At 68.9% G+C, this 20572-nt stretch carries 18 protein-coding genes and 2 pseudogenes; 10 read left to right on the top strand and 10 right to left on the bottom strand.

The genetic code is table 11. The features are described 5' to 3' along the window. Window positions 1-10: 10 nt before the first annotated feature. The 3 genes from ACNFOC_RS06155 to ACNFOC_RS06165 all read left to right on the top strand — a co-directional run bounded on the left by ACNFOC_RS06155 (window position 11) and on the right by ACNFOC_RS06165 (window position 3010). Window positions 11-856 (top strand): DUF4097 family beta strand repeat-containing protein, encoded by an 846-nt coding sequence (locus ACNFOC_RS06155; protein ID WP_416957411.1) that lies wholly within the window; start codon window positions 11-13, stop codon window positions 854-856. 306 nt (window positions 857-1162) lie between these two features. Beyond that, a complete protein-coding gene (locus tag ACNFOC_RS06160; RefSeq protein WP_416957413.1) occupies window positions 1163-2554 on the top strand; it encodes a DoxX family protein in 1392 nt (463 codons plus the stop codon). 45 nt (window positions 2555-2599) lie between these two features. Beyond that, a complete protein-coding gene (locus tag ACNFOC_RS06165) occupies window positions 2600-3010 on the top strand; it encodes a DUF6924 domain-containing protein (RefSeq protein WP_416957414.1) in 411 nt (136 codons plus the stop codon). A gap of 21 nt (window positions 3011-3031) precedes the next feature. Here ACNFOC_RS06165 and ACNFOC_RS06170 read toward each other — a convergent pair whose 3' ends face one another. From ACNFOC_RS06170 to ACNFOC_RS06190, 5 genes are all read right to left on the bottom strand, one after another. Further along, window positions 3032-4153: an IS630 family transposase gene (locus ACNFOC_RS06170; RefSeq protein WP_416957416.1), complete on the bottom strand. Its 1122-nt coding sequence runs from the start codon at window positions 4151-4153 to the stop codon at window positions 3032-3034. A gap of 319 nt (window positions 4154-4472) precedes the next feature. Beyond that, the gene (locus tag ACNFOC_RS06175; protein WP_416957418.1) at window positions 4473-5123 is read right to left on the bottom strand and encodes a DUF1707 SHOCT-like domain-containing protein; all 651 of its coding nucleotides are present in this window, start codon (window positions 5121-5123) and stop codon (window positions 4473-4475) included. A gap of 337 nt (window positions 5124-5460) precedes the next feature. Beyond that, on the bottom strand, window positions 5461-5694 hold the full coding sequence (locus ACNFOC_RS06180) for a hypothetical protein (protein WP_416957420.1): 234 nt from the start codon (window positions 5692-5694) through the stop codon (window positions 5461-5463). 1796 nt (window positions 5695-7490) lie between these two features. Beyond that, a complete protein-coding gene (locus tag ACNFOC_RS06185) occupies window positions 7491-7751 on the bottom strand; it encodes a hypothetical protein (protein WP_416957422.1) in 261 nt (86 codons plus the stop codon). A 795-nt stretch (window positions 7752-8546) separates the two neighbouring features. Next, entirely contained in the window at window positions 8547-9083 is a 537-nt protein-coding gene (locus tag ACNFOC_RS06190) for a hypothetical protein (protein ID WP_416957424.1), read from the bottom strand. A 135-nt stretch (window positions 9084-9218) separates the two neighbouring features. Between ACNFOC_RS06190 and ACNFOC_RS06195 the strand changes: the two are divergent. The 3 genes and pseudogenes from ACNFOC_RS06195 to ACNFOC_RS06205 all read left to right on the top strand — a co-directional run. Then, window positions 9219-9263: pseudogene (locus ACNFOC_RS06195) on the top strand (hypothetical protein); the annotation flags it as partial. A gap of 74 nt (window positions 9264-9337) precedes the next feature. Next, window positions 9338-9741 (top strand): annotated as a pseudogene (locus tag ACNFOC_RS06200) (transposase); the annotation flags it as partial. Window positions 9742-10197: 456 nt separating this feature from the next. Continuing rightward, window positions 10198-10647, top strand: coding sequence for a spore-associated protein (locus ACNFOC_RS06205; RefSeq protein WP_416957426.1), 450 nt, complete (start codon window positions 10198-10200; stop codon window positions 10645-10647). A 202-nt stretch (window positions 10648-10849) separates the two neighbouring features. Here the strand turns inward: ACNFOC_RS06205 and ACNFOC_RS06210 are convergent, their stop codons facing one another. The 5 genes from ACNFOC_RS06210 to ACNFOC_RS06230 all read right to left on the bottom strand — a co-directional run bounded on the left by ACNFOC_RS06210 (window position 10850) and on the right by ACNFOC_RS06230 (window position 16099). Then, window positions 10850-11503: a transglutaminase domain-containing protein gene (locus ACNFOC_RS06210; protein WP_416957428.1), complete on the bottom strand. Its 654-nt coding sequence runs from the start codon at window positions 11501-11503 to the stop codon at window positions 10850-10852. Window positions 11504-11799: 296 nt separating this feature from the next. Then, window positions 11800-12420 (bottom strand): phosphatase PAP2 family protein, encoded by a 621-nt coding sequence (locus tag ACNFOC_RS06215; protein WP_416957431.1) that lies wholly within the window; start codon window positions 12418-12420, stop codon window positions 11800-11802. Then, window positions 12413-13822, bottom strand: coding sequence for a diacylglycerol/lipid kinase family protein (locus ACNFOC_RS06220; protein WP_416957433.1), 1410 nt, complete (start codon window positions 13820-13822; stop codon window positions 12413-12415). The genes ACNFOC_RS06215 and ACNFOC_RS06220 overlap by 8 nt, the downstream gene beginning before the upstream one ends. Before the next feature lie 792 nt (window positions 13823-14614). Next, window positions 14615-15685 (bottom strand): DUF6745 domain-containing protein, encoded by a 1071-nt coding sequence (locus ACNFOC_RS06225; RefSeq protein ID WP_416957435.1) that lies wholly within the window; start codon window positions 15683-15685, stop codon window positions 14615-14617. An 87-nt stretch (window positions 15686-15772) separates the two neighbouring features. Further along, window positions 15773-16099, bottom strand: coding sequence for a DUF8820 family protein (locus tag ACNFOC_RS06230; protein WP_416957470.1), 327 nt, complete (start codon window positions 16097-16099; stop codon window positions 15773-15775). A gap of 169 nt (window positions 16100-16268) precedes the next feature. Between ACNFOC_RS06230 and ACNFOC_RS06235 the strand changes: the two genes are divergently transcribed. Genes ACNFOC_RS06235 through ACNFOC_RS06250 form a run of 4 tightly spaced genes read left to right on the top strand, consistent with a single transcriptional unit; the run spans window position 16269 to window position 20563 of the window. Continuing rightward, window positions 16269-17228 carry an STM4015 family protein gene (locus tag ACNFOC_RS06235; RefSeq protein WP_416957437.1) on the top strand — a complete coding sequence of 320 codons (960 nt, stop codon included), beginning with the start codon at window positions 16269-16271 and terminating at the stop codon, window positions 17226-17228. Then, window positions 17225-18406, top strand: a complete 1182-nt coding sequence (locus ACNFOC_RS06240) for an STM4014 family protein (protein WP_416957439.1) — start codon at window positions 17225-17227, stop codon at window positions 18404-18406. Before ACNFOC_RS06235 ends, ACNFOC_RS06240 begins: the two co-directional genes overlap by 4 nt. Before the next feature lie 7 nt (window positions 18407-18413). Beyond that, window positions 18414-19229 (top strand): STM4013/SEN3800 family hydrolase, encoded by an 816-nt coding sequence (locus tag ACNFOC_RS06245; protein ID WP_416957471.1) that lies wholly within the window; start codon window positions 18414-18416, stop codon window positions 19227-19229. After that, window positions 19226-20563, top strand: a complete 1338-nt coding sequence (locus tag ACNFOC_RS06250) for an STM4012 family radical SAM protein (RefSeq protein WP_416957441.1) — start codon at window positions 19226-19228, stop codon at window positions 20561-20563. Before ACNFOC_RS06245 ends, ACNFOC_RS06250 begins: the two co-directional genes overlap by 4 nt. Window positions 20564-20572 lie beyond the last annotated feature (9 nt).

Raw genomic sequence — 20572 nt, forward strand, 5'->3', positions numbered from 1 at the left:
GACCAACTCCATGCCGACCTTTCCGACTCCTGACGGAGTCCTCGTCACCGTCAATCTGCCTGTCGGTGACCTCCTGATCATCGCGAGCGACCGCTCGGACACCGAAGTGGTCCCCCATGGCCTGGACGATCCGTCGTCGCTCCGTGTCCGCTACGAAGACCGACGCCTTGTCGTCGACGGCCCCCCGGCACGCAACAGCTGGACCAGCTGGCTGGGGTTCGGCGAGTCGATCCAGGTGAGGATCGACGTGCCCGAGGGCGCCACGGTCAACGGTGTGGTGCTGGAGGGCGGGCTGCGTGGCGTGGGCAGGCTGGGCGAGTGCACCTTCCGGACCGACTGCGGTGAGATCGCCCTGGACCGGACCGGTCCCCTGAAGCTGACCACCGACAGCGGAGACATCTCCGTGAAGGAGATCACCGGTCACGCCGAGGTGACCAGTGACTCCGGTGTCGTCCAGATCCGTCGGATCGACGGCAGCGCCGGTATCACCAGTGAATACGGCGAGACCGAGATCGGCGAAGTCACGGGCGACCTCCGATTGCACGGGCGCGACGCCGACCTTCTCATCGGCCGTACGCACGGCGTTGTCGATGCGTACAGCGATTCCGGTGACATTCGGGTCGCCGAAGTCGTCGGCGGGTCGGTGAGCGCCGCTTCGGACTCGGGAAACATCGAAATCAGCCTTCCCGAGGACGCCGATGCCGTACTCGATCTACGGGCACCCAAAGGGACCGTGCACGATTCTCCGCGAGAGGGCCGTGCGGACAACTCTCTCGGCAGAAGCATCGCGGTGCAGGCCCAATCACACTCCGGGGATGTAAGCATCACCCGGTTCAAGCCCAAACCGTTCCACTGACGTTTCGCTTCGGATGAGAACCACCTCGTCCCGCCGACGTCCTGTCAACCGGACAGAGAACCCGGCCACAAGATAACCTTTCCGCCCCATTCCATGCCCGGAATTCCGCTCCACTCGGAATTCCGGGCATGGACATTCGGCCAATGCCGGGCCAGACTTGGGGCCGATTCCAGCGGTTGCTCTTCCCGGCTCTCTTTCGATGTGGGCAGCTGCCCGCCTTCGTTTCCTCTCGCGATCTGCGCGGTGAATTCACCCTGTCGTGCATCGCTGCGAGCCGTGTGTCGGAGCCCGAGGCAGGAGGTTGGCATGACACGACTACTCAAAGTCGCCCGGCCGTCGAGCAGTCCGGAAAAACTGGAGGAAGCGGAAGATGACAGGTCTGAGCCGAAGTGGAATTCGGCCCAGCTGATCGCGTTCCGCTTCTGCCTTGCCTATGTCGCACTGTTCTTTGTCACCGAAATGCGGATCATGTATCCGCTGCTGGGAGTCTTCGGGAACGATCTCCCCCAGTCGGTGTTCAGCCGGCAGTACCACGCAGCACGCCCGTTCGTGAATTGGGTGGCCGACCACGTGCTGCATGTCCATGCGCCTCTCATCGAGCCCGTCCAGAGTGGCGACCAGGCGTTCTTCTGGGTTCTCGCCTTTACCTGGCTCCTCGGCGCCGCCGTGGTCACGCTCGTGTGGTCGCTGCTCGACCGGGCCCGCGAGAACTACGTGACGCTGCACAAGTGGATGTACCTCGTAGTGCGGCTCTGCCTGGCGGCGCAGCTGTTCTCCTTCGGGTTCGCCAAGGTGTTCCCGCTGCAGATGTCGCTGCCGCTCACCAGGCTCGTGGAGCCTTTCGGGAACTTCGCCATGCTGAACGTGCTCTGGTCCCAGGTCGGCAGCTCCCAGCCGTACGAAATCCTGCTCGGATGCGCCGAGGTGACCGCCGGTCTGCTCCTGGTCGTACCGCGCACGGCGTTGCTCGGATCCCTGCTGGCCTCGGTCGAGCTGACTCAAGTATTCATCCTCAATGCCGCATACCAGGTGCCGTTGAAGATTTTCACCTTCCACCTGTTGTTGCTGAGCCTCTTCGTTCTGGCTCCGCATGTAGTGCGGTTGGTGAAGTTCTTCGTGCTGAACCAGCGCGTCGGTCCCGCCGCCCGACCGCCACTGTTCCAGGCACGACGAGCGGCTCACCTCGCGCTGGCGGCACAACTGTTGGTCGGAGCCTGGCTCGTCGGGTCCCAGGTGCATGAGGAGTGGAATCTGTGGGACTCGATCGGATCGTCGGGGCCCAAACCGCCGTTGTACGGGATCTGGAACGTCACCAGCTTCTCGTCGGACGGCCATCATCTGCCGCCTCTCGAGAACGACGCCGAGCGCTGGAACCGGCTGATCGTGGACACGCCGCACTCGTACCAAGACGGGCCAGTGTCCAGCCAGCGCATGGACGGCTCGATCGTGGACTACATGGCCCTCTTCGACGCCTCGCATCACACGATCACGCTGGCTCGGGCGGACGACCCGAAGTGGGCCGGTCAGCTCACCTTCGCTCAACCGGCGGCGGACCATCTCACTCTGGTCGGCCTTCTGGGCGGTCACAAGGTGCGTATGGAACTCCAGAAGGTCGCCCTCTCGTCCTTCCCGATCACCCGCAACGGCGTTGACTGGGTGCAGGACGGTCCGGCACGGCCGCGTCTCAACTCTCGCTAGTGCTGTGACCGGATTGGTTCGCCGGGTTGGCGGTACTGTCCGCGCATGAATCAGCTCCCCTGCACTTTGGAAGCCCTCGTTGTGCGCACCGACTTCTCGACAGACGGTGCGTGGGACGCTCTGCGGGCGTCGCTGTTATCGCCCAGCAAGGACGGCTTCTTGGCCAACGTCGCAGTCGTCGATGACCGGAGGTACGAGGGTTTGACATCCGACCAGGCCCTCGACCTGATCCCCGCGGAGTACCAGCATCCGCTTCTTGTCTTGGCGGACTCTGAAGCCCTCGCCTCGACTGAACGGCCGCTCCGGGTGATGAACCTGCGGGGTGAGCGTTGGCATTGTGTCCGCGTTGTGGCAGCCCAGCTGTGGAGCATCGAGAACAACCTCTCGGGCGCGAACATGGACTTCGAGGAGTTCGCCGGAGCCGTCGACGAGGACGGCGTCTTCCGAGGCTTCTGAGTCACTGGCCGCCAGGTGGTGTCAGGCTGCGGACGCGCTGGGGCGTCCGCCCCAGCGGATGCCCTTCTCGCTGCGGATGCGGGCGCGCTCGCGGCGTTCGGCTGCCAGGACGTCGCGGTGGCGGGCGTTGGCGTTGCGCCAGCGCAGGTAGGCGTGCAGGGCCCGGGTCTGCACCGGGTGGTTGGGATAGTTCGAGTTGGCGATGGTGAACTGCCTCAGCGGCCCGGAGTGTGCCTCGATCGGGTTCGCCCACGACGCGTAGGTCGGCGTGAAGCACAGCTCGACCTTGTGTTTCCTCGCCCAGCGGCGGATGTCGGTGCTCTTGTGGGCGGACAGGTTGTCCAGGATCACGTAGATCGGTGCACCGTCGGGCCGGGCTGCGCGGATCGACTTCAGCGCGGCCAGCGTGTTCACGGCAGCCTTCCTGCGGTGGTTGACGCCCCACAGTCGGTCGTCGCCCACCGAGTAGCAGCCGTGGAAGTAGCGCACGCCGTGGGTGCGGTGGTAGGTGGCCGGCACCCGGTCGGGATGTTTGCGTTCGGCCCATCCGGAACCTGCGGTGGGCCGGATGCCGAGGGGCCCGAACTCATCGAAGGCGAACACCCGGTCGGGGAAGCGGTCCAGTACCTCCTCGATCCGGTCCAGCTTCGTCTCGCGGTCCAGGTCGGGGGATTCCTTCCACGTCTTGGTGCGCTGGAAGGTGACACCGCGGCGGGCGAGCAGACTGCGTAAAGCCTCACGACCGATGCGGATCACCCGGTCGTGGACTTTCCGCAGGTAGGCGACGAGCTTGCGCAGTGACCAGCGGGTGAAAGGCTGGCCGAGCTTGGTGGGGCGGGTGGTGGCCGCCTGGACGACGAAGTCCTCGTCGTCAGGGCTGAGTTGGCGGGGACGGCCTCCCGCCCACCGAGGGTCCAGACAGGCCAGGCCGATCTCGTTGAACCGGTGGATCACATCCCGGACGGTGTCCTCGTCGGCCTGCACCAGCTGGGCGATCACCGGCACCCGGTTCCCGCCGGCCGAGGCCAGCAGCATCATCGCCCGCCGGTACCGCACCGAGTTGGTACTGCCCCGACGCACGATCTGCTGCAGCCGCTGCCCCTCCTGATCGGTCAGTCTGCGCACACAGACAGGCTCGGCCACCGCACCTCCAGCGGTCGGATCGGACGTCATCGCACATCCAACCGCCACGACCACCGACCCGGCGAACCTATGCGGTCAGAGCACTAGACACAGCACTCCTACAGACCATCTGCCGTTGATCCACCATCGCGGCCGAGTGGAAGCCGGTCACCAACCGACATGTCGGCGAGCCCGTCCCCGGCCTCGCCGACATCCGAGAAGGCGCAGAGCCCTTCCCCGCACGGACCCCCGCGACCGCGAACCTTGTCCGATGTCGAGCCGCGAAAGTGTCCATGCGCCCGCCTGCGGGCAAAACCAAGCAGTTGAGCTGATCTCATACTCACGTCGATTGCGTGGACCTGCGCAGAAGCCACTGCCCGAACGTCCGTCGAGCGGGCCGTATCACCACGCGGCCGTGAGCCTTCCGGCCTACCAGTTCCACTCTCAGCATGACCGGCGTATCGGGATTCGTCGGAGTCTGACGGTGCTTGACCCGGGTGTGCACCAGCCGCAGACCATCCGTATCGACCACGATGCCCGGCCTCGTGATCAGTGTCAGGGTCTTCCCCGCCATCGCCACGTCGATCCGCAAGGTGTCGTACGTGATCACAGCCTCCGCGAAGTCGAGCGTCACGTTGCAATACGTTACGGCGAGCTCCAGCTTCCGCGGTACCACCCAGCGCCCCAGGCGCTCGATCCCGCCGCTGTGGACCTGTTCGATCCGGACGACGTTTTTGGCCTCTGCTCCAGCCCCGCCGACCGTGGCCGATACGGGCGGCAAGTCAGCGGTGAGCGCGGCGAGTTCACTCAGCGTCCGCGCCGACAGGGCGGTCTCCAGGCGCTCGTCCAACTCGTCTGCGGTCAGCAGCCCGTCTCCCGCCGCGACACGTAGCACATCTACCACGCGGTCCCGGTCCGCATGAGACGCCCGGACCTCGGGCGACGAGTTGAAACCGGAGCGCTTCCCTGTGGGCGAGATCTCTCCCGACATCCTTCCGTCCCAGTCCTCATCCTCATCTAACGTCTCCGCGCGACGCAGGCAACAGCACGAGCAAAGACCAACGCCATATCGGGACATGGAGAGCGTGCCGCTTGCTCCCCGTTACCGATCGTTCCGTCGCTCGGGCAGATGAGAACTCCACCTTGTCAGGTACGGCCTGAGCTCCTCCGGCGTCGGTTCAGGCGTGTCCGGCATCTCCGGAAGCCCGGTCAAGGGGTCTATCGCCCGTGCATGCCGCGCGCCCATGCCAACCAGCGTCGGGCCGAATCCAGAACCGACTCGTCCGTGCCACCGCCAGCCTGCCAAGGCGACATTCCATGTCATCACATTACTGCTTCAGCGCATTGGCCTCCTGCCATCGTCCAGCTTCCGCCCGAAGCGCCTCCGCCAGTTGATCCTGCACTGCTTGCCCCCTGGCCTCCTCCATGGCTGCCTGCCAACGGATCTCGCGCTCCGCTTTAGCCCGCTCCTCGCTTGCCCGACGCTTGGCGTCGTCCACCGCCCACGCCGCGATCTCCCCGAGGATCACGCCCAAGGAATCCTCCCGCTCCACCAGATCCATCGCCTTTGTTCGTCGCGCGCGAGCGACGGGCCGCTCGTTGCAAGACATCGGAGTGCGCCTTCAGCCCTTGGATCCGCGCAGCCCTACGGCGTCCGCCGAAGACGGATTCCCGGCGGGCGCCGCCTGATCACCGCTGCCCGCAAACCCCGGCTGGTCAGGATGATGACTATCCCGAAGGTAGAAGCGGCCAGCGTCAGTAACCTCCGCATGCGCCTTCCCACCGCTACGTCTGACGGGTCGGGTCTGCTGCACGATCGGGTGACATCTCAACCTGTCACCCATACCTGCACCAGACCCGACCGTCAGAAGTCCATAGTCGTGCAGGGCATGAGCAGACCGCTAGTCACTCGGTGTCCAGGCCGCGGGGTCCTCACCAGCCGAGAGCCGTTCCAGAAGCGCGCGTTGCCGTTCGTTTCGGACCACCGATGCACGAGCACCAGCCCACACCGCACCCGCACGCCGTGCATAGACCCGAAAAGGTGGCTGTCGGCAGTGGGGCCCTCCCTGAGACCCTTCGGGGACTTCGGGCCGTATCAGGTCGTGTCCCGCGCCGTGGTGTAGGGGATCAAGCGTTACGCGTTCCGGTACGAGACCCCTGACGATCTCCGGCGAGACCGCGGTCCATGAGGCGCCCTGCTGAGGCGAATTGAGCACCCGCCATGGCGGAGCCACCGTCACCGACCTGCGGATTCCGACGCCATGATCGGTTACACCATCCGGCGGGGCACCATCCCGTATCACCGGGCGTCCCCTCGTCCTGCGCGCTGTTGTCACCGACTCTTCGACAGCGCACCGGCATCTTCCGCGCTGCCGAGGCGCACGCCGCGTGACCGATGCCTCTCTACGCCGAGCCGCCGAGATCACGGTCAGCGCCTGCCATCTGGACACCCTCCATGGGGAGAATCTGGGGAGTACGAGCCCCTCTTGGGGAGCGCGCGGGGAGAATGGGCCGCCTAACGCGGCATGGCCCAGAAAGACCCGGAAAGGCTCATACTTGCAGGTGAGAGGCAATAATGATTGCATCACCGCAGGTCAGAGCGGCCTGGTAGACAACTTCAAGAAGATCTTTTCGTTCCACCAGCTTCGCGCATCGCACCCTGTCTTGTACGAGCCCGTCTCCGACTCCGGCCTTGCCCAGTTCACAGCCAAGATCCGGACCATGCGCGGGCCAAAGCCCTTCATCTCTGATTCAAAGACCACATTCGCGCTGGCCAGGGCCATGCGCGCCGTGTACCACCAGCAGACCAAGGATCTGTTGAGCGCTGTGCGCAAGCGGCTGAGTACAAGCGCCTGAGATCGCGAAATTCTCAGCGGTATCTGTCAGCCAGGCTGCACATTGGATCGCCTGACCAGCAACGCAGCACGCCTGACACCCCATCAGAACGAGCGTCAAATGAGCGTCATTTCAGCGTCAAGATATCGCCCGTAACGCCCACACCGCGCATAATGCGCACACACAAAACCGCAGGTCAGGACAGCTTGGCCACCGGCCCAAGGATCGCCACGCACTCCACGTGGTGCGTCATCGGGAACCCGTTGACCGAGGCCGCTCGCTCCGGGCCAGGTCACCCAAGGACACGGTCCGCCTGCCGATTCCCCTTCCGTTGCGCCAGTTCAGGTATCGGCCCACTCGCAGCAGGTAGTCCAGCTGGGCAAGCGGATCAACCTGCCTTCAGCGAGGGACAGTTCACCGCTGTGGTCGATCCACGCCGAGCAGATGGTCAGGCGGGGAGGAGAGGGCCTGGGTCATCGCACAGGCGATTCCGTACAGTCGGTGACCTGTGTCGTCGTCCTTCTCAGTTCTCAGGCATGGAGCTCTTTACGCGCTCCAGTTGCTCGGGGGGCAGCGGTTGTCCCCACAGGGCCAGCGTCCACTGCCAGTTGCCGTCCTGCCAGCGGTGGACGAAGGCTTGCGGGTCCGCGACCCAGCCGGGCTCGAAGGGCGCGGTGTCCAGCTGGTGCCTGATGAGCACCGCCATGGCGGGCGTCGCTTGCGGTGCTCCGTCGTTGTACAGGTCGATCGCGAGCACGCCGGTGGCGAGGTCGCCGTCGAACACGTGCGGTTCGAAGTGGCCACGGCCGCCGGGCCAGAAGGCCGGGACGGGCAGGGCCTCCTCGCCGTAGTGCGGGGCCCTTATACGGCATCCGACTGCGTATCACCCCTTCCGCCCGGCCCACGCCGAAGGTGTGCCTGGGCTGGGCGGCGAAGCCCACAGAAATCCCGTGAGTCCCAGACCATGTTGCGGCGCGGAATCCGGACGATCGACGCTCTCTCAAGCCTCGGGTTCCCCGAGCGCTCGGTCCATGATCGAGAAATCCGTTCCAAGGGGCTGGTCAGAGTATGGATAGAGAGGCTGTTTGGACGCATACTGCGGGATCACGTCGTGGGGTGTGACCAAGATCGGCGTAGGAAGTCCTGTGCCCCAGTTCCGGATCCACCGTGAGGCCTGCCATCGGTATCGAGTGCGGCGCAGGACAACGGCCCGTTCGTCGGTGTGCGGTTCGCCGTCTGGCCAGTAGACGACGTACCAGCAGTTCTTGCCACGCAACGACTCCAACGCGCGCCATACCTTGCCGGACCAGCCGATGCGTTGCTTGCTGGGCTTGTCGGTGCTCAAATCCTCGTCCCCTCTGCCTCTGCCGATGGCTCAGGCATCGGTATCCCCGTCAGGGTTCCTCGCGTGCGTACTCTCTTGCAACTGGCCAACGGGCGCCGAGGACTTCACGCGTAACGCGCCCAGGCTCTTTACGAGTTGCACAGCCGAGTTGCCGTCACCACGGCGTGCCAGGGTGCGCCTGCCGGCATCTCGACCACCGGACCTGATCCGTGGTGTCGCGCCCCGGCGATCCCGCTACGGGTGTTCTGTTCCCAGGGCCACCTGCGCGGCGTGCTGAAAGGCGCGGTCCGGAGCCCGTTTCGCCTCGGCAGACCTGTTGAAACGCTCGGGGCACTCATCCACCTGGCCTCGTCCCTCCCGCAGCGCAGCCGCGAACCAGTCCATCCCGGCCTTCTCCCAGTCGTACATGGCCACCCGCAGTACCTCGGCCGCCTCTGCGGCGGACACCGGCCCGGAGACGACAACGGCCGCGACTGCGGTGCTGAACTGCGTCCAAGCCTTGTGCGCCTCGGCGAAGGAGGTCCGCCACTGCTCCGGCGTGGACTGCTCGGTCCAGAGCACGTCGGAAAACCGCCACCACGCGGCCGACAGCAACTTCGTACTCGCGATCAATCCGCCGTACGCCTCCCGGCGCGCGGCTTCGCGCCGGTGCTCGCGGTCGGACTGCAACTGCCGCTGGCGCCCTTGACCGAGTACGGAGAGCCAGCCGCCGGCCACGGCCCCCAGCGCACCGATCGCCGCGCCCACCACACCCGCCACGCTCGCGTCCATCACCGCGCATTAGACCGCGAGGACGCAGCCGAGGCCAAGAGCGCCTACCAGTGGACCCCGGGGCTACTCGTACCTTGTCGTCGCCGACTTCGCTCTGCGGGCCAAGAGCCAGGGCATCATTGTGGACCAGGACCGATGTTCCGTGAAGGCTCGATCCTCGCCTACGTCCTGGGCATCACCGACCTCGCCCCGATCCCGCATACCCTGCTCTTCGAGCGGTTCTTCCGTCCCGAGCGCCTCCCCGCCTGCCAGCAGGCAGGGACGCCCGCAAGAAGACTGTGGGCCGCAAGCGGAGCGTCGTCATCAACACCGTCGGACTCCTCCTCCGAGTCCTCGTCACCGCAGCCAGCGTGCAGGACTCCATCGCCGGCCAGACCCTCATCGAGAAGGTCACCGCCGAGCACCCCACCATCCGCAAGACCTGGGCCGACCGCGGACACTGCCAGCACTTCGTCGAGCACGCCGCAACCCCGACACCATTGGCTTCACCGTCCTGTCCCGCCACTGGACCGCCGAACGCACCCTGGGTCGGCTGATAAAGCACCGCCGGCTGGCCCGCGGCTACGAGGCCAAGCCGCATCGCTCCGAAGCCACAATCCACCTCGCAATGATCAACCTTATAACCCGCCGCCTCACCGCGGAATCCACCCCAAGCTGACGTAGCACCTAAAACGCCCTCAACGCCGTAATCCAGGATTATATTCGGGACAAATCACCCTCTGAGTGAACTCCTTCGACACATAGTGCGCCGATGGGTTGTGGCGAGAATGCGCCGACGTCCGCACGCTGTCGTGCTCTTGGGCGGATCCGCGACGGCGGGGCGCCGGGCGCGGACGGCCCCTGGTCACCCGGGCCGCCGCCTGGCGTGCCCGGCTTGCGACGTCCCCGGACGAAGACCGCTGCGGTGACGGCGCGGCGTGACCCGTCGCGCGGACGGCGGGCCCGGACGGCGCCGCAACTTCCCTGTCCACCCAGGTCACAGCCACCCGGCAGTGTTCCCGGTCCGCCCGGTCAACTCGGCCGGATCAAGCCGGTGCCGGGTCACAACCCTGCGCGACCGGCACGTGTCTGACCTGTCAGGAGTAACGAACTCCTAAGACCATAAGGGGGAAATATGAGGTTCAATCGTTCTGTTATCGCCGGTACCGCGATGGCGGCCCTGGCAGTCGGCGCGACGACCGTTGCGGCCGGCCCCGCCTCCGCAGCACCGAACACCACCGCGCAGAAGGTCTGCGGAAGCAGCTACAAGACCGTCAACTCCGCGCCCGTCGGCACGCAGGGCACCGTCTACCTGACCTACAACGCATCCAACGGCAAGAACTGCGTCGCGACCATCCGCACCAACCCTGGCACCGCGCACGACATGGGCGCGTGGATCTACGTCCCCGACACCGGCGAGTACGCCCAGGACGAGGGCGCGTACACGTCGTACGCCGGACCGACCTATGTCCAGGGCAAGGCCCACTGCGTCGACTGGGGCGGCCACATCGACAACGTGTACGTCTACGTGACGGGCTCCAACTGTGCCGCGCTGAAGGAGCACCGGGTCACCACGGTCCGCTGACCCACGGAGCACAGCCGCGGTTCGGCCCACTCCCGTCGGCCCGGGGGCGGGCCGAACCCCGTCACCGACCCCTATGCCCCTGGTCCGTCGTCCCCGCGCGGACGAGGGCAGCCCCGCAGATCATCGACCCTGCCGGTCGCCGGCGCCGCCCATCGCCTCGTCGAACTCGTCACTACGACTTGATCCACTTCCGATACACGCTCTAGGACCCTGCCGAACGCCGGCTCATGAAGGGTTCGGCGAGTAGCCTCGCCGTTCCGCAGAGGCTCTGGCCGTGCTGGGCGAAGAGTGCGTCCCGTGAGTCGAAATGGCCGAGGTCTGTGCGGACGTAGGCCGAAAGGTCGCACGAGGGGTCGGTGGCCGGGCAGACCGTCGTGCCGTCCCAGTCGATCGCAGTCCGGGACAGTGCCTCGAAGAGCGTCTCCGGGCCGGTGTTGGTGAAGCCGCCGTCGCTCGCTTCGTTCAACTCGTCGAGACCGCCGAAGAGTTCCGAGACCGTCAGCCACGGCGCGGTGGGGCGGCCGTTCCGCGGCAGCTCCTCGATGTGGAACTCCGGCCATGCGAGCACGACTTGGTACGGGACCAACCGGCGGGTCCGGGGGAAGCGTGGGTACCAGAAGCTGCCGTCCACCAGCAGGCCGCGCACGCGTGTGGCCACCCCGGTTGCCCGTGCGACCGCCTCCAGCACCGCCAGCCGCTGGCTGCACGAGCCCCGCCGGCGGCGCAGCACCTGCGAGACGGGGCGCTCGTCCTGCACCGAGTACACCGGCCGCACTGCCGTGGCGATCCATCGGTGGGCCTGCCGCAGGGCCGCCGTTCGGCAGGCGACCGAGGCGTCTTGCGTGTCCGTCGGCATGTCGAGATGGCGCAGCAAGGACGAGACGTTCGGGTGCCGCCAGTCGAGTATCCGTGTCGGAGCTGTACTGCCCGTCGCTCTTCCCGTGTCGGCGTCACGTGTGCGGACACGGCCTCGCGGCATGAGAAGCGAGCTCGTCATGGTGTTGGTCCTCTCCCCCAGCATCCTCTCCGGATGGCGAGACCCATCATGGCAAGCTTTTTGAACGCGTTCAACTATGAGGTTGGGTGATACCGGTCTCGGGAGGCGTCTGCCGTTCGGGCACCCGAGCGCCCGAGCGCCCGGATCACGGGCCGTCACCGGGTCGAAGAGCCGCAGGTCACCCGCCCGGCGCTGCCCGCGCCGTCCCAGTGTGCTGCCGCCGCGAGGACGGCGGCAGCCGCACCCGTTCCGAGTACGGCGCCGGCGACCACGTCGCCCGGGTAGTGCACCCCGGTGTGGACGCGCGAGTAGCCCACGGCACAGGCGAGCAGGCCGAGAGGGACCGTGACGGCCGGGAACGCGGGCCCGACCGCCGCGGCGAAGGCGACGGCGGACGCCGTATGGCCCGAGGGGAACGAGGCGGATGCCGGCATCGGGACGTGCCGACCGGGGAAGGGCGAGTCCTCGGCACGGTGCGGGCGTGGCCGCCGCACAAGACGCTTGCCGAGCAGGTTGGCCGTGGTGGACGCGACGCCGATCGCCGCGACACCGAGCACCGCGGCGCGCCGGGAGCGGCCGGGGCGCAGGGCCAGGGCGGCGGCGATCAGGAGAGAGATCTTGGAGTGATCGGCCGTCGCGGACAGCCGGCGCAGCACCGAGTCCAGTGCCGGTGTGCTGGTGACCGTCACGGCCTCGTAGAGCGCCTGGTCGAGGCTGGCGAGATCGCGCAACAGGCCCTGTGGTACTCGCTGCTGCCGAGGCCGACGGTCAATCATCGCTCTGCTCCTGGTTCTTGTCGCGTGAGAGGGCCGCTCGGTCGTGGCTCTCGTGTTCGTGGGGCGACCGGTCGAACGCGAGGCGCACGACGCGGTACCAGTCGACGGCCGGTGCGACGTACGGTGCCCCCGGACGTTCCCGTGGCACGCGCACCCGCAGCGCGCCGGGCCGTATCGTGCACACCACGGGCGCAGGCAGGACGAGTGCCTCGCCGTCCACGGCCACCGGGATGGTCTCCTCGTCCGACTCGACGACGACGCTGCGGGACGTCAGGGTCGTGATGCCGCTGGCCCGCTCCCCCAGCAGCGCCAGTTCGGCGGCTTGTACCGCGCCCCCGACCCGGACCGCGATCACGCCGAGCACGCCCGTGTCGAGCCGTTCCCTGCGGCCACCGGTCAGGGGGTCGGCCCGTGCGTAGGGGTTGTTGCTGACCAGCACCGCCTGCGGGGTCTCCAACCGCTCTTCGTCGGTCCGGGCACTGAGTTCGGCGCCCGCCTCGCCCGCCAGCAGGTCCGGCAACTGGTCGAGCGCGGTGACCGCTTTGGCGTCGCGGTAGTCGGGGTTCTGCACGATGTGCGCGTACGTACCGAACGAGGCGGTGTTGACGAACGGCCGGCCGGAGACGTCTCCGAGGTCGACGCGGAGTTCCACACCGTCCGAGAGCGCCTCCAGGCTGCTCACCGGATCGTCCCGGTCCAGGCCGAGGTCCATGGCGAAGTGGTTGCGGGTGCCGGCCGTCACGACCATGAACGGCAGACCGTGTTCGGCGGCAACTCCTGCCACCAGGGCCTGGGTGCCGTCGCCGCCGGCCACACCGAGCAGGTCCGCTCCCCCGGCCACGGCCTGCCGGGCCAGTGCCACCGGATCCGGATCCGTGTCGAGGTCGAGGAGGATCACTCGCGCGCCCAGTGCCTCGGCCCGCTCCACGAGTCCGTACTGCACGACCTTCCCGCCGCCCGACTTCGGATTCATGATCAGTACGGCCCGGCGGGGCGGGCGCACCGTGCGGGTGTGCATGCCGTGCGGCTTGCGCAGCCGGCGCAGGGCACTCCTCGCGCAGCCGAGCGCGGCCGTCCACGCCGCGAGGGCGACCACCGCGACCACCCACAGGCCCGACACGGCGTAGAGCACCAGGACGCCGACGGGTGCGGTGATCGCCAACACGGCACCGAGGAGACGGGCGAATCCACGGTGCGCCAACGCCCACCACAGGCCCGCGCCGGCCAATCCGAGGCCCGCCAGGCCCAGCAGCAGGATGAACCCATGGCCGGTGCCGGCCACCACCGCGGCCACCGCTCCCGCGATGCACAGCAGGGCGAGGCGGGCCAAGGCTCGCGCCGAGCGGAGACCCGTGTCGGGCCCCCGCGGTTCCGTCTCGCGCGTCGTTCCGGTCTCGTTCAATGTCGCTTCCCGGTCATGGCTGAGGCGGACGCTCGCCGGCGCGCCGGGTGCTCCGTCCGCCCGTCATTCCGGCGATTCCGGTCGGTGTCCATGCAAGGTACGTGGTGTGTCCGGCCTCGTCCTCCACCAAGGCGGTCGGCAGCGCGGGCTCAAGCCGCGAAACCGACGGCGCTGACGTGTTGGTCTGCGCCCGCCCGGCTGCCGATGTCCGCGACGCGACTGCCGCGCAGCGTGTCCGGGGCCTCGTTGTCCCTGTTCGCCACCCCGTCTCCTCACACCCGTCGGTGATCGACCGAGCCTCGACGACATGCATCGCAGAGTGGATCAAGACTACAGCCGGGTCGCGCCGATCCGGTCGGACACCGGATCCGACGCTCCGCCCTGCCGGATCGAGCGGATACGAGATTTCCGTGCGCGGCACACCAGGCATGGACAGCGGCCGACATCGTCACCGCACAGACGGGATCTTCCTCCACCCGGGCGTCCGGCTCCCACCAGCTGCACCATCGTTCAATGCTCGCCCCTCGTCTTCCCCCACGTTCGTGGGCCGCGGGGCAGGACACGTCCCGCCGCCGCTGAACTCTGTGTCAGCGTCGGCAAGTTGCCGCACTGGCACAGAAACCGAGTCCCGCCCCGCCATGGGGCAGAGCGCGTCGACCGGCGGCGTCGTCTGCCACCGGTGGAAACCAAAGGCCTACCGTTGTCCCTCCCGGCTGAGCCGGGCCCAGCTGCCACGCTGGCCGCATCCTGAAGCGGGACGGCCACTCCGGTCCCGCGGTGTACGGGGAACTGTCAGGTCTGCCGCTCGGGTGCGTACGCCGCCTCGTCCAGCCCGAAGGTCCAGGCCACCCCCGCTCTGGCCGTGCGGGTCGACGGGGGGACCCGTAGCCAGTACGTGCGGTGGGTGCCATCCGGCTCCGGTGTCGAGTTGAGTACTTCCACCATGACCACGGGCTCGTCGTCGGTCAGGTCGATCCGCCACAGCGTGCCCGTCTCGTCCTGGTGCAGGGGGCGGGCGCCCGAATCGGTGAGGTACCGGTCGTAGCCGTAGTACTCGAGCATCACGCGGCGCAGCTCGGCGTTCTCCTCGGCTCGGATGCGTTCCGGGGTCAGCGTGGGCAGTTCGGCCAGGAAGGCGGCCGGAACCGGCATGCCACGCCAGGCGTGCAGGGCGAAGCCGTCCGGGTAGGCGAGCGCCGGGCCGTCCCCGTGGTCGAGTCGTCCCGCCTCGTCGCGGTGGAGGGCCGAGGGGCGCTCCGACAGCACGGCGACCCGCGCGAACGGCCACCACCAGCCGGCGCTTCGGCACACCTCGGACAGCGAGTCGATCGGGCCGTCGCCGGCGGGGAACGCCGCGAGCCACGGCGCGTCGTGCTGCCCGAGCACGGCGTCCAGGAGTGTCAAGCGGATCTCCGCGGCGTCCTTCCCGGTGTCGCCTCCGGCCAGTTCCTCGAGCACGCCGATACGGATCCGGTCCACCAGGGCCTGGGTCGACGGCCACAGCCGTCCGCCGGTCGCCGCCCAGTGCGCCGACCACCCCTCGGGCCCCAACTCGGCATGCAGCCGCCGCCTCGCCGCCGCCCACGGCGTACTGCGCACCGCGTCCCGTACGCTCGGGCCCCGGTCAGCCTGCTCCCGGAGCAGAGTGACCGCCGCGCGGGGCGAATCCACCCACACCACGCGCTCCGGTTCCGCGAGCCCCGCCAGCCGGTAGGCCCGCCGGACGCCCTCCTCGGCGCGCGCCCGGTCCGCGGGGCCCGTCGCCGAGGCCCACGCCCGCCACTCCGCGAGGTCACCGGAGGGCCCGGTCACCACGCTCCCCGCCGCCAAGTCCGGTGTGCCGCCCGACTTCAGGTCCGTCATCCTGTCCACCCCTGTGTCCGTCCCGCTCACGTGCTCTTCCTCCGTGCCCCGCCCGGTTCTGTCGTGATGCCGGTGCGTCCCGGTCTCTCAGTCGGCCACGATCCGTACGGACCCGGGCACGTACTCCCGCTGTCTGATGACCCGGAACCACCCCTTGGGCAGCGCGATCGCCGCGTGCTCCTCGTGCACCACCCGCCCGCCCTGGGGCAGATGGAGCAGCAACGGCCCGTAGAGACCCGGCTCGCGCACCAACTCCCCCGGCCCGACGACCGCGTGGGCGTGCCCCGTCACCTCTCCCAGCGCCAGCACGAGCCGCCCGCGTGCGTCGCGCCGCTCCCTCGGGGCGTGTGCCGCGTGAGCGGGCACCGCGTCCTGCGCGACCGGCACGATCAGCACGTCTCCCTGTCGGTACATGGCTGTCCCCTCACCGCCGGGTGCGCCGCGCACCGGCTTCATGACCACGACGTTAGGTGCCACCACTGACAACGGCCCCGGGCCCGCCCCCGCCGAACGGCACTGTCAGTGGCGGTTGGTAGAAATGCGCATCACACACCACGCACACTTCCTTCTCAGGAGCGGCCGCATGACCATCGGTGAGCACCTCGACGCGCTGCACGGGCTGCCCTCGTTCACCTTTCCCGGGCCGGGCGCCCCGACCGACCGGCTGCCCGAGCCGGACTCGGTCGCCTGGCGCCTGAACACCGACGTGTACGACGCCGACGAGGCGTGGGCCGACATGTTCGCCCGCTTCCGCGCCGCCGTCGACACGAACCGGGTCCGGGCGGTGATCATCGGCGGCTGGGGAGATCCCTATGAGAGCGCGCCCACCGAGATCTTCGAGGCGCTGGTGGAGGCCCGGGACGCCTTCTCCGCACTGCGCGCGCTGTTCGTCGGCGACCTGGTGATGGAGGAGTGCGAGATCTCCTGGATCCACCAGACCGATGTCGCACCGGTGCTCAACGCGTACCCGGCGCTGGAGGAGTTCGGTGTGCGTGGCGGCACCGGGCTGGAGTTCACCGCGTTGCGGCACGGCGCGCTGCGCCGGCTGGTGGCGGAGACGGGCGGTCTGCCCGTCGGGGTGGTGCGCGGCATCGGCGCCAGTGACCTGCCCGCCCTGGAGCACCTCGACCTGTGGCTCGGCACGCCGGACTACGGCGGTGACAGCGAGGCCGCCGATCTGGAGCCGATCCTGTCCGGTGCCCGACTGCCGCGCCTGCGCCATCTGGCCCTGCGCAACAGCGAGATGCAGGACGCGGTGGCCGCCGCGATCGCCGCCGCCCCGGTGGTGGAGCGCCTCGAGGCACTGGACCTGTCGATGGGCGTGCTGACCGACGAGGGCGCCGCTGCGCTCCTGAGCGGGCAGCCGCTGACGCATCTCAAGAAGCTGGATCTGCACCACCACTACCTCAGCGAGACCGTCGCGGAGCGGATACGGCAGACGCTGGTGCCGGCAGGTGTGGACGTCGACCTGGACCGTGACGACGCCGAGGAGGACACGGAGGACGACGGCACGGTCTGGCGCTACGTCGCCGTCGGAGAGTGACCGCGTCCGCGGCGGCCGGGCCGATCGTCACCGCGTCGCCCGCCCGTACCGGCCCCCGGTTCGCGGTGGTCGGCAACCCCGAGAACCGCAGGGTGTCCCTCTTCGCGGACGCCGTGCGCGCGGCCGGGCTGCCCACACCCCGCGTCGTCGCCTGGGTGGACGTCCTGCGCATGCGAGGGGCGGACTTCGGCGCCGACGAGTTCGTCCGGGTCGACTCCCCCGGCGAGAACCCCGAGGTCGATCAGTTGCTTCGGGGTGTCTCGGACCCCACCCGGGTGGAGGGTTCAGCGCGCTGGTACACAGGGTTCACCGCCGCGCTGCGCACGCTGCGCGGCGGCATCCCCCTCGCCGACCCGGACGAGCTGGCGGTGCTGTTCGACAAACGGGCGTGTCACGCCGTACTGGACGCGGCCGGTGTGCCCGTCCCGGACTCCCCCACGTCGGGTCCGCACGGCGCGCGCGTGCACGGCTGGGACGACGTACGGGCGTTGATGCGCGAGCACAGGATGCCCCGGCTGTTCGTCAAACCCGCCCACGGGTCGTCGGCGTCGGGTGTCCTCGCCGTCGAGACGGCCGGCGGCGGCCGGATCAGGGTCACCACATCCGTCGAGACCGGTCCCGACGGCGCCCTCCACAACTCCCTCCGCGTGCGGCGCTACCACGACGAGCGGGACGTCGCCCGCATCGTGGACGCGCTGGCCCCGGACGGCCTGCATCTCGAACGCTGGGTGCCGAAGGCCTCCCAGGCGGGCCGTGCCGCGGATCTCCGGGTGGTCGTCGTGGCCGGCCGCGCCACCCACGCGGTGGTGCGCACCAGTCGCTGGCCGCTGACCAACCTGCATCTCGGAGGCAGCCGCGGGGCCCTCGACGGCGTCCGACGGGCCGTCACCGCCGCGGGCGCCCGGTGGTCCGACGTCCTGGACGTGTGCGAACGCGCCGCGTCCTGCTTCCCGCACACGCTGTGCGTCGGGGTCGACCTGCTGCCGGCCGTGGACTGGCGTCGCAGCTTCGTCGGCGAGGTCAACGCCTTCGGCGACCTGCTGCCCCGGCTCACCGGACTGCCCGGCAGTGGCGCGGAGGGTCTGGACACCTACGGCGCGCAGGTGGCGGCCGTCCTGCGCGCACCGGCCGGCAGCGGCCCGCGACACCCGTACAGAACAGGAACAGCCCATGCCTGAGCCCGACATGAACGCGATCGTCGGCGACCACGACATCCTGTTGGTCACCCTCGACACGCTGCGGCACGACGTGGCCGCCGAGTTGGCGGCCGAGGGGCGCATCCCGCATCTCGCCCGCCAACTCCCCGGCGGACGCTGGGAGAAGAGGCACGCCCCGGGCAGTTTCACGTACGCCTCGCACCAGGCGATCTTCGCCGGGTTCCTGCCCACTCCGGCCGAACCCGGCCCGCATCCACGGCTGTTCGCGGCGAGCTTCGCCGGCAGCGAGACGACCGCCGAGGGCACCTTCGTCTACGACACCCCCGACCTGGTGTCCGGACTGGCGGCGGCCGGCTACCGCACCGTCTGCGTCGGGGGCGTGGGCTTCTTCAACCGGCGCGGTCCGCTGGGCTCCGTACTGCCCGGCCTGTTCCAGGAAGCGCACTGGGAGGAGGAGTTCGGCGTGACCTCGCCGCACTCCTTCGAGAACCAGATCGACCGCGTGGAACAGGTGGTGGGCCAACTGCCCGCCGAACAGCGCCTGTTCCTGTTCTTGAACGTGTCGGCACTGCACCAGCCCAACTGGTTCCACTTGCCGGGCGCGACCCGCGAGGCGGGAGACACCCGGGAGACGCACGCCGCCGCGCTGGAGTACGTCGACCGGCACATCGGGCGGCTGTTCGCCGCGGCGAGTTCCCGGCGCCCCTGCTTCGTCATCGTGTGTTCCGACCACGGCACCGCCTACGGCGACGACGGCTACACCGGCCACCGTCTGGGCCACGAGTCCGTGTGGACCGTGCCGTACGCCCACTTCCTCCTCGACCCCGCCGAGGCCGTCCGATGACCACCGCCCAGCAGACCAGCCCCTACCAGCACTACGTGTACGCCTATCCGCACAAGACGGCGTACCGTCCCCTCAAAGACCGGCCCGCGCTGCGGGAGTTGTGGGCGGCGCAGGACCGAAGCGCCCTCTCGCTGTATGTGCACATACCGTTCTGCGAGGTCCGGTGCGGCTTCTGCAACCTCTTCACCCGCATCGGTGCCCCGGACGACCTGACCGGCGCCTATCTGGACGCCCTGGAACGGCAGGCGGACGCCGTCCGGGCGGCACTCGGCGACGCGGAGCCGGTGCGGTTCGCCACCGCGGCGTTCGGCGGCGGCACCCCGACCTTCCTCACCGCGTCCGAGCTGGAGCGCCTGTGCGACATCGCCGAGCGGCGCATGGGCGCCGACCTGCGCGCGGTCCCGCTCTCCGTGGAGGCCTCGCCCGCCACGGCCACCGCCGACCGGCTCACCGTCCTCGCCGACCGCGGCGCGACCCGCCTCAGCCTGGGCATCCAGAGCTTCGTCGACTCCGAGGCCAGGGCCGCCGTACGCCCGCAGCGCCGTGCCGATGTGGAGGCCGCGCTCGGCCGGATCCGGGAAACCACCATCCCGGTGCTCAACATCGACCTCATCTACGGCATCGACGGCCAGACCGAGCGGAGCTGGCTCGCCTCGCTGGACGCGGCCCTGGCCTGGCGGCCCGAGGAGCTGTACCTGTACCCGCTCTACGTCCGCCCGTTGACCGGCCTCGGCCGGCACCAGCGGGACGCCGGAACCGACCCGGAGTGGGACGCGCTGCGGCTGCGGCTGTACCGGGCGGGGCGTGACCACCTCCTCGCACGGGGCTATGTCCAGCGGTCGATGCGGATGTTCCGCCGGGCCGACGCCCCGGCCCAGGGCGCCGACGACTACGCCTGCCAGACGGACGGCATGATCGGGCTCGGCTGCGGGGCCCGCTCGTACACGTCGACGCTGCACTACTCCTTCGACTACGCGGTCGGCATGCACGAGATCCGCGACATCATCGACGACTACGTCACGACGCCCGACTTCGCGCACGCGGAGGTCGGCTACGACATGGACGGACACGAGGCGCGTCGCCGTCATCTCCTTCAGTCCCTCCTCCAGGCCGAAGGGCTGTCCGTCGCCGACTACCGTGCCCGCTTCGGGAGTTCGCCCGACGACGACTTCGGCGCGGAGCTGGGCCGACTGGCCGGGCGCGGCTGGCTGGCCGACTCGACGGGTGACCTGCTCGTGCTGACCCCGGAAGGACTGGCCCATTCCGACGCCGTGGGGCCGGAGTTGTTCTCCCCCGAGGTGCGGTCCGCCATGGCCACCTACGAACGGAAGTGACGGACCGTC

Source organism: Streptomyces colwelliae (assembly GCF_048158785.1).
Classification (GTDB): Bacteria; Actinomycetota; Actinomycetes; order Streptomycetales; family Streptomycetaceae; genus Streptomyces.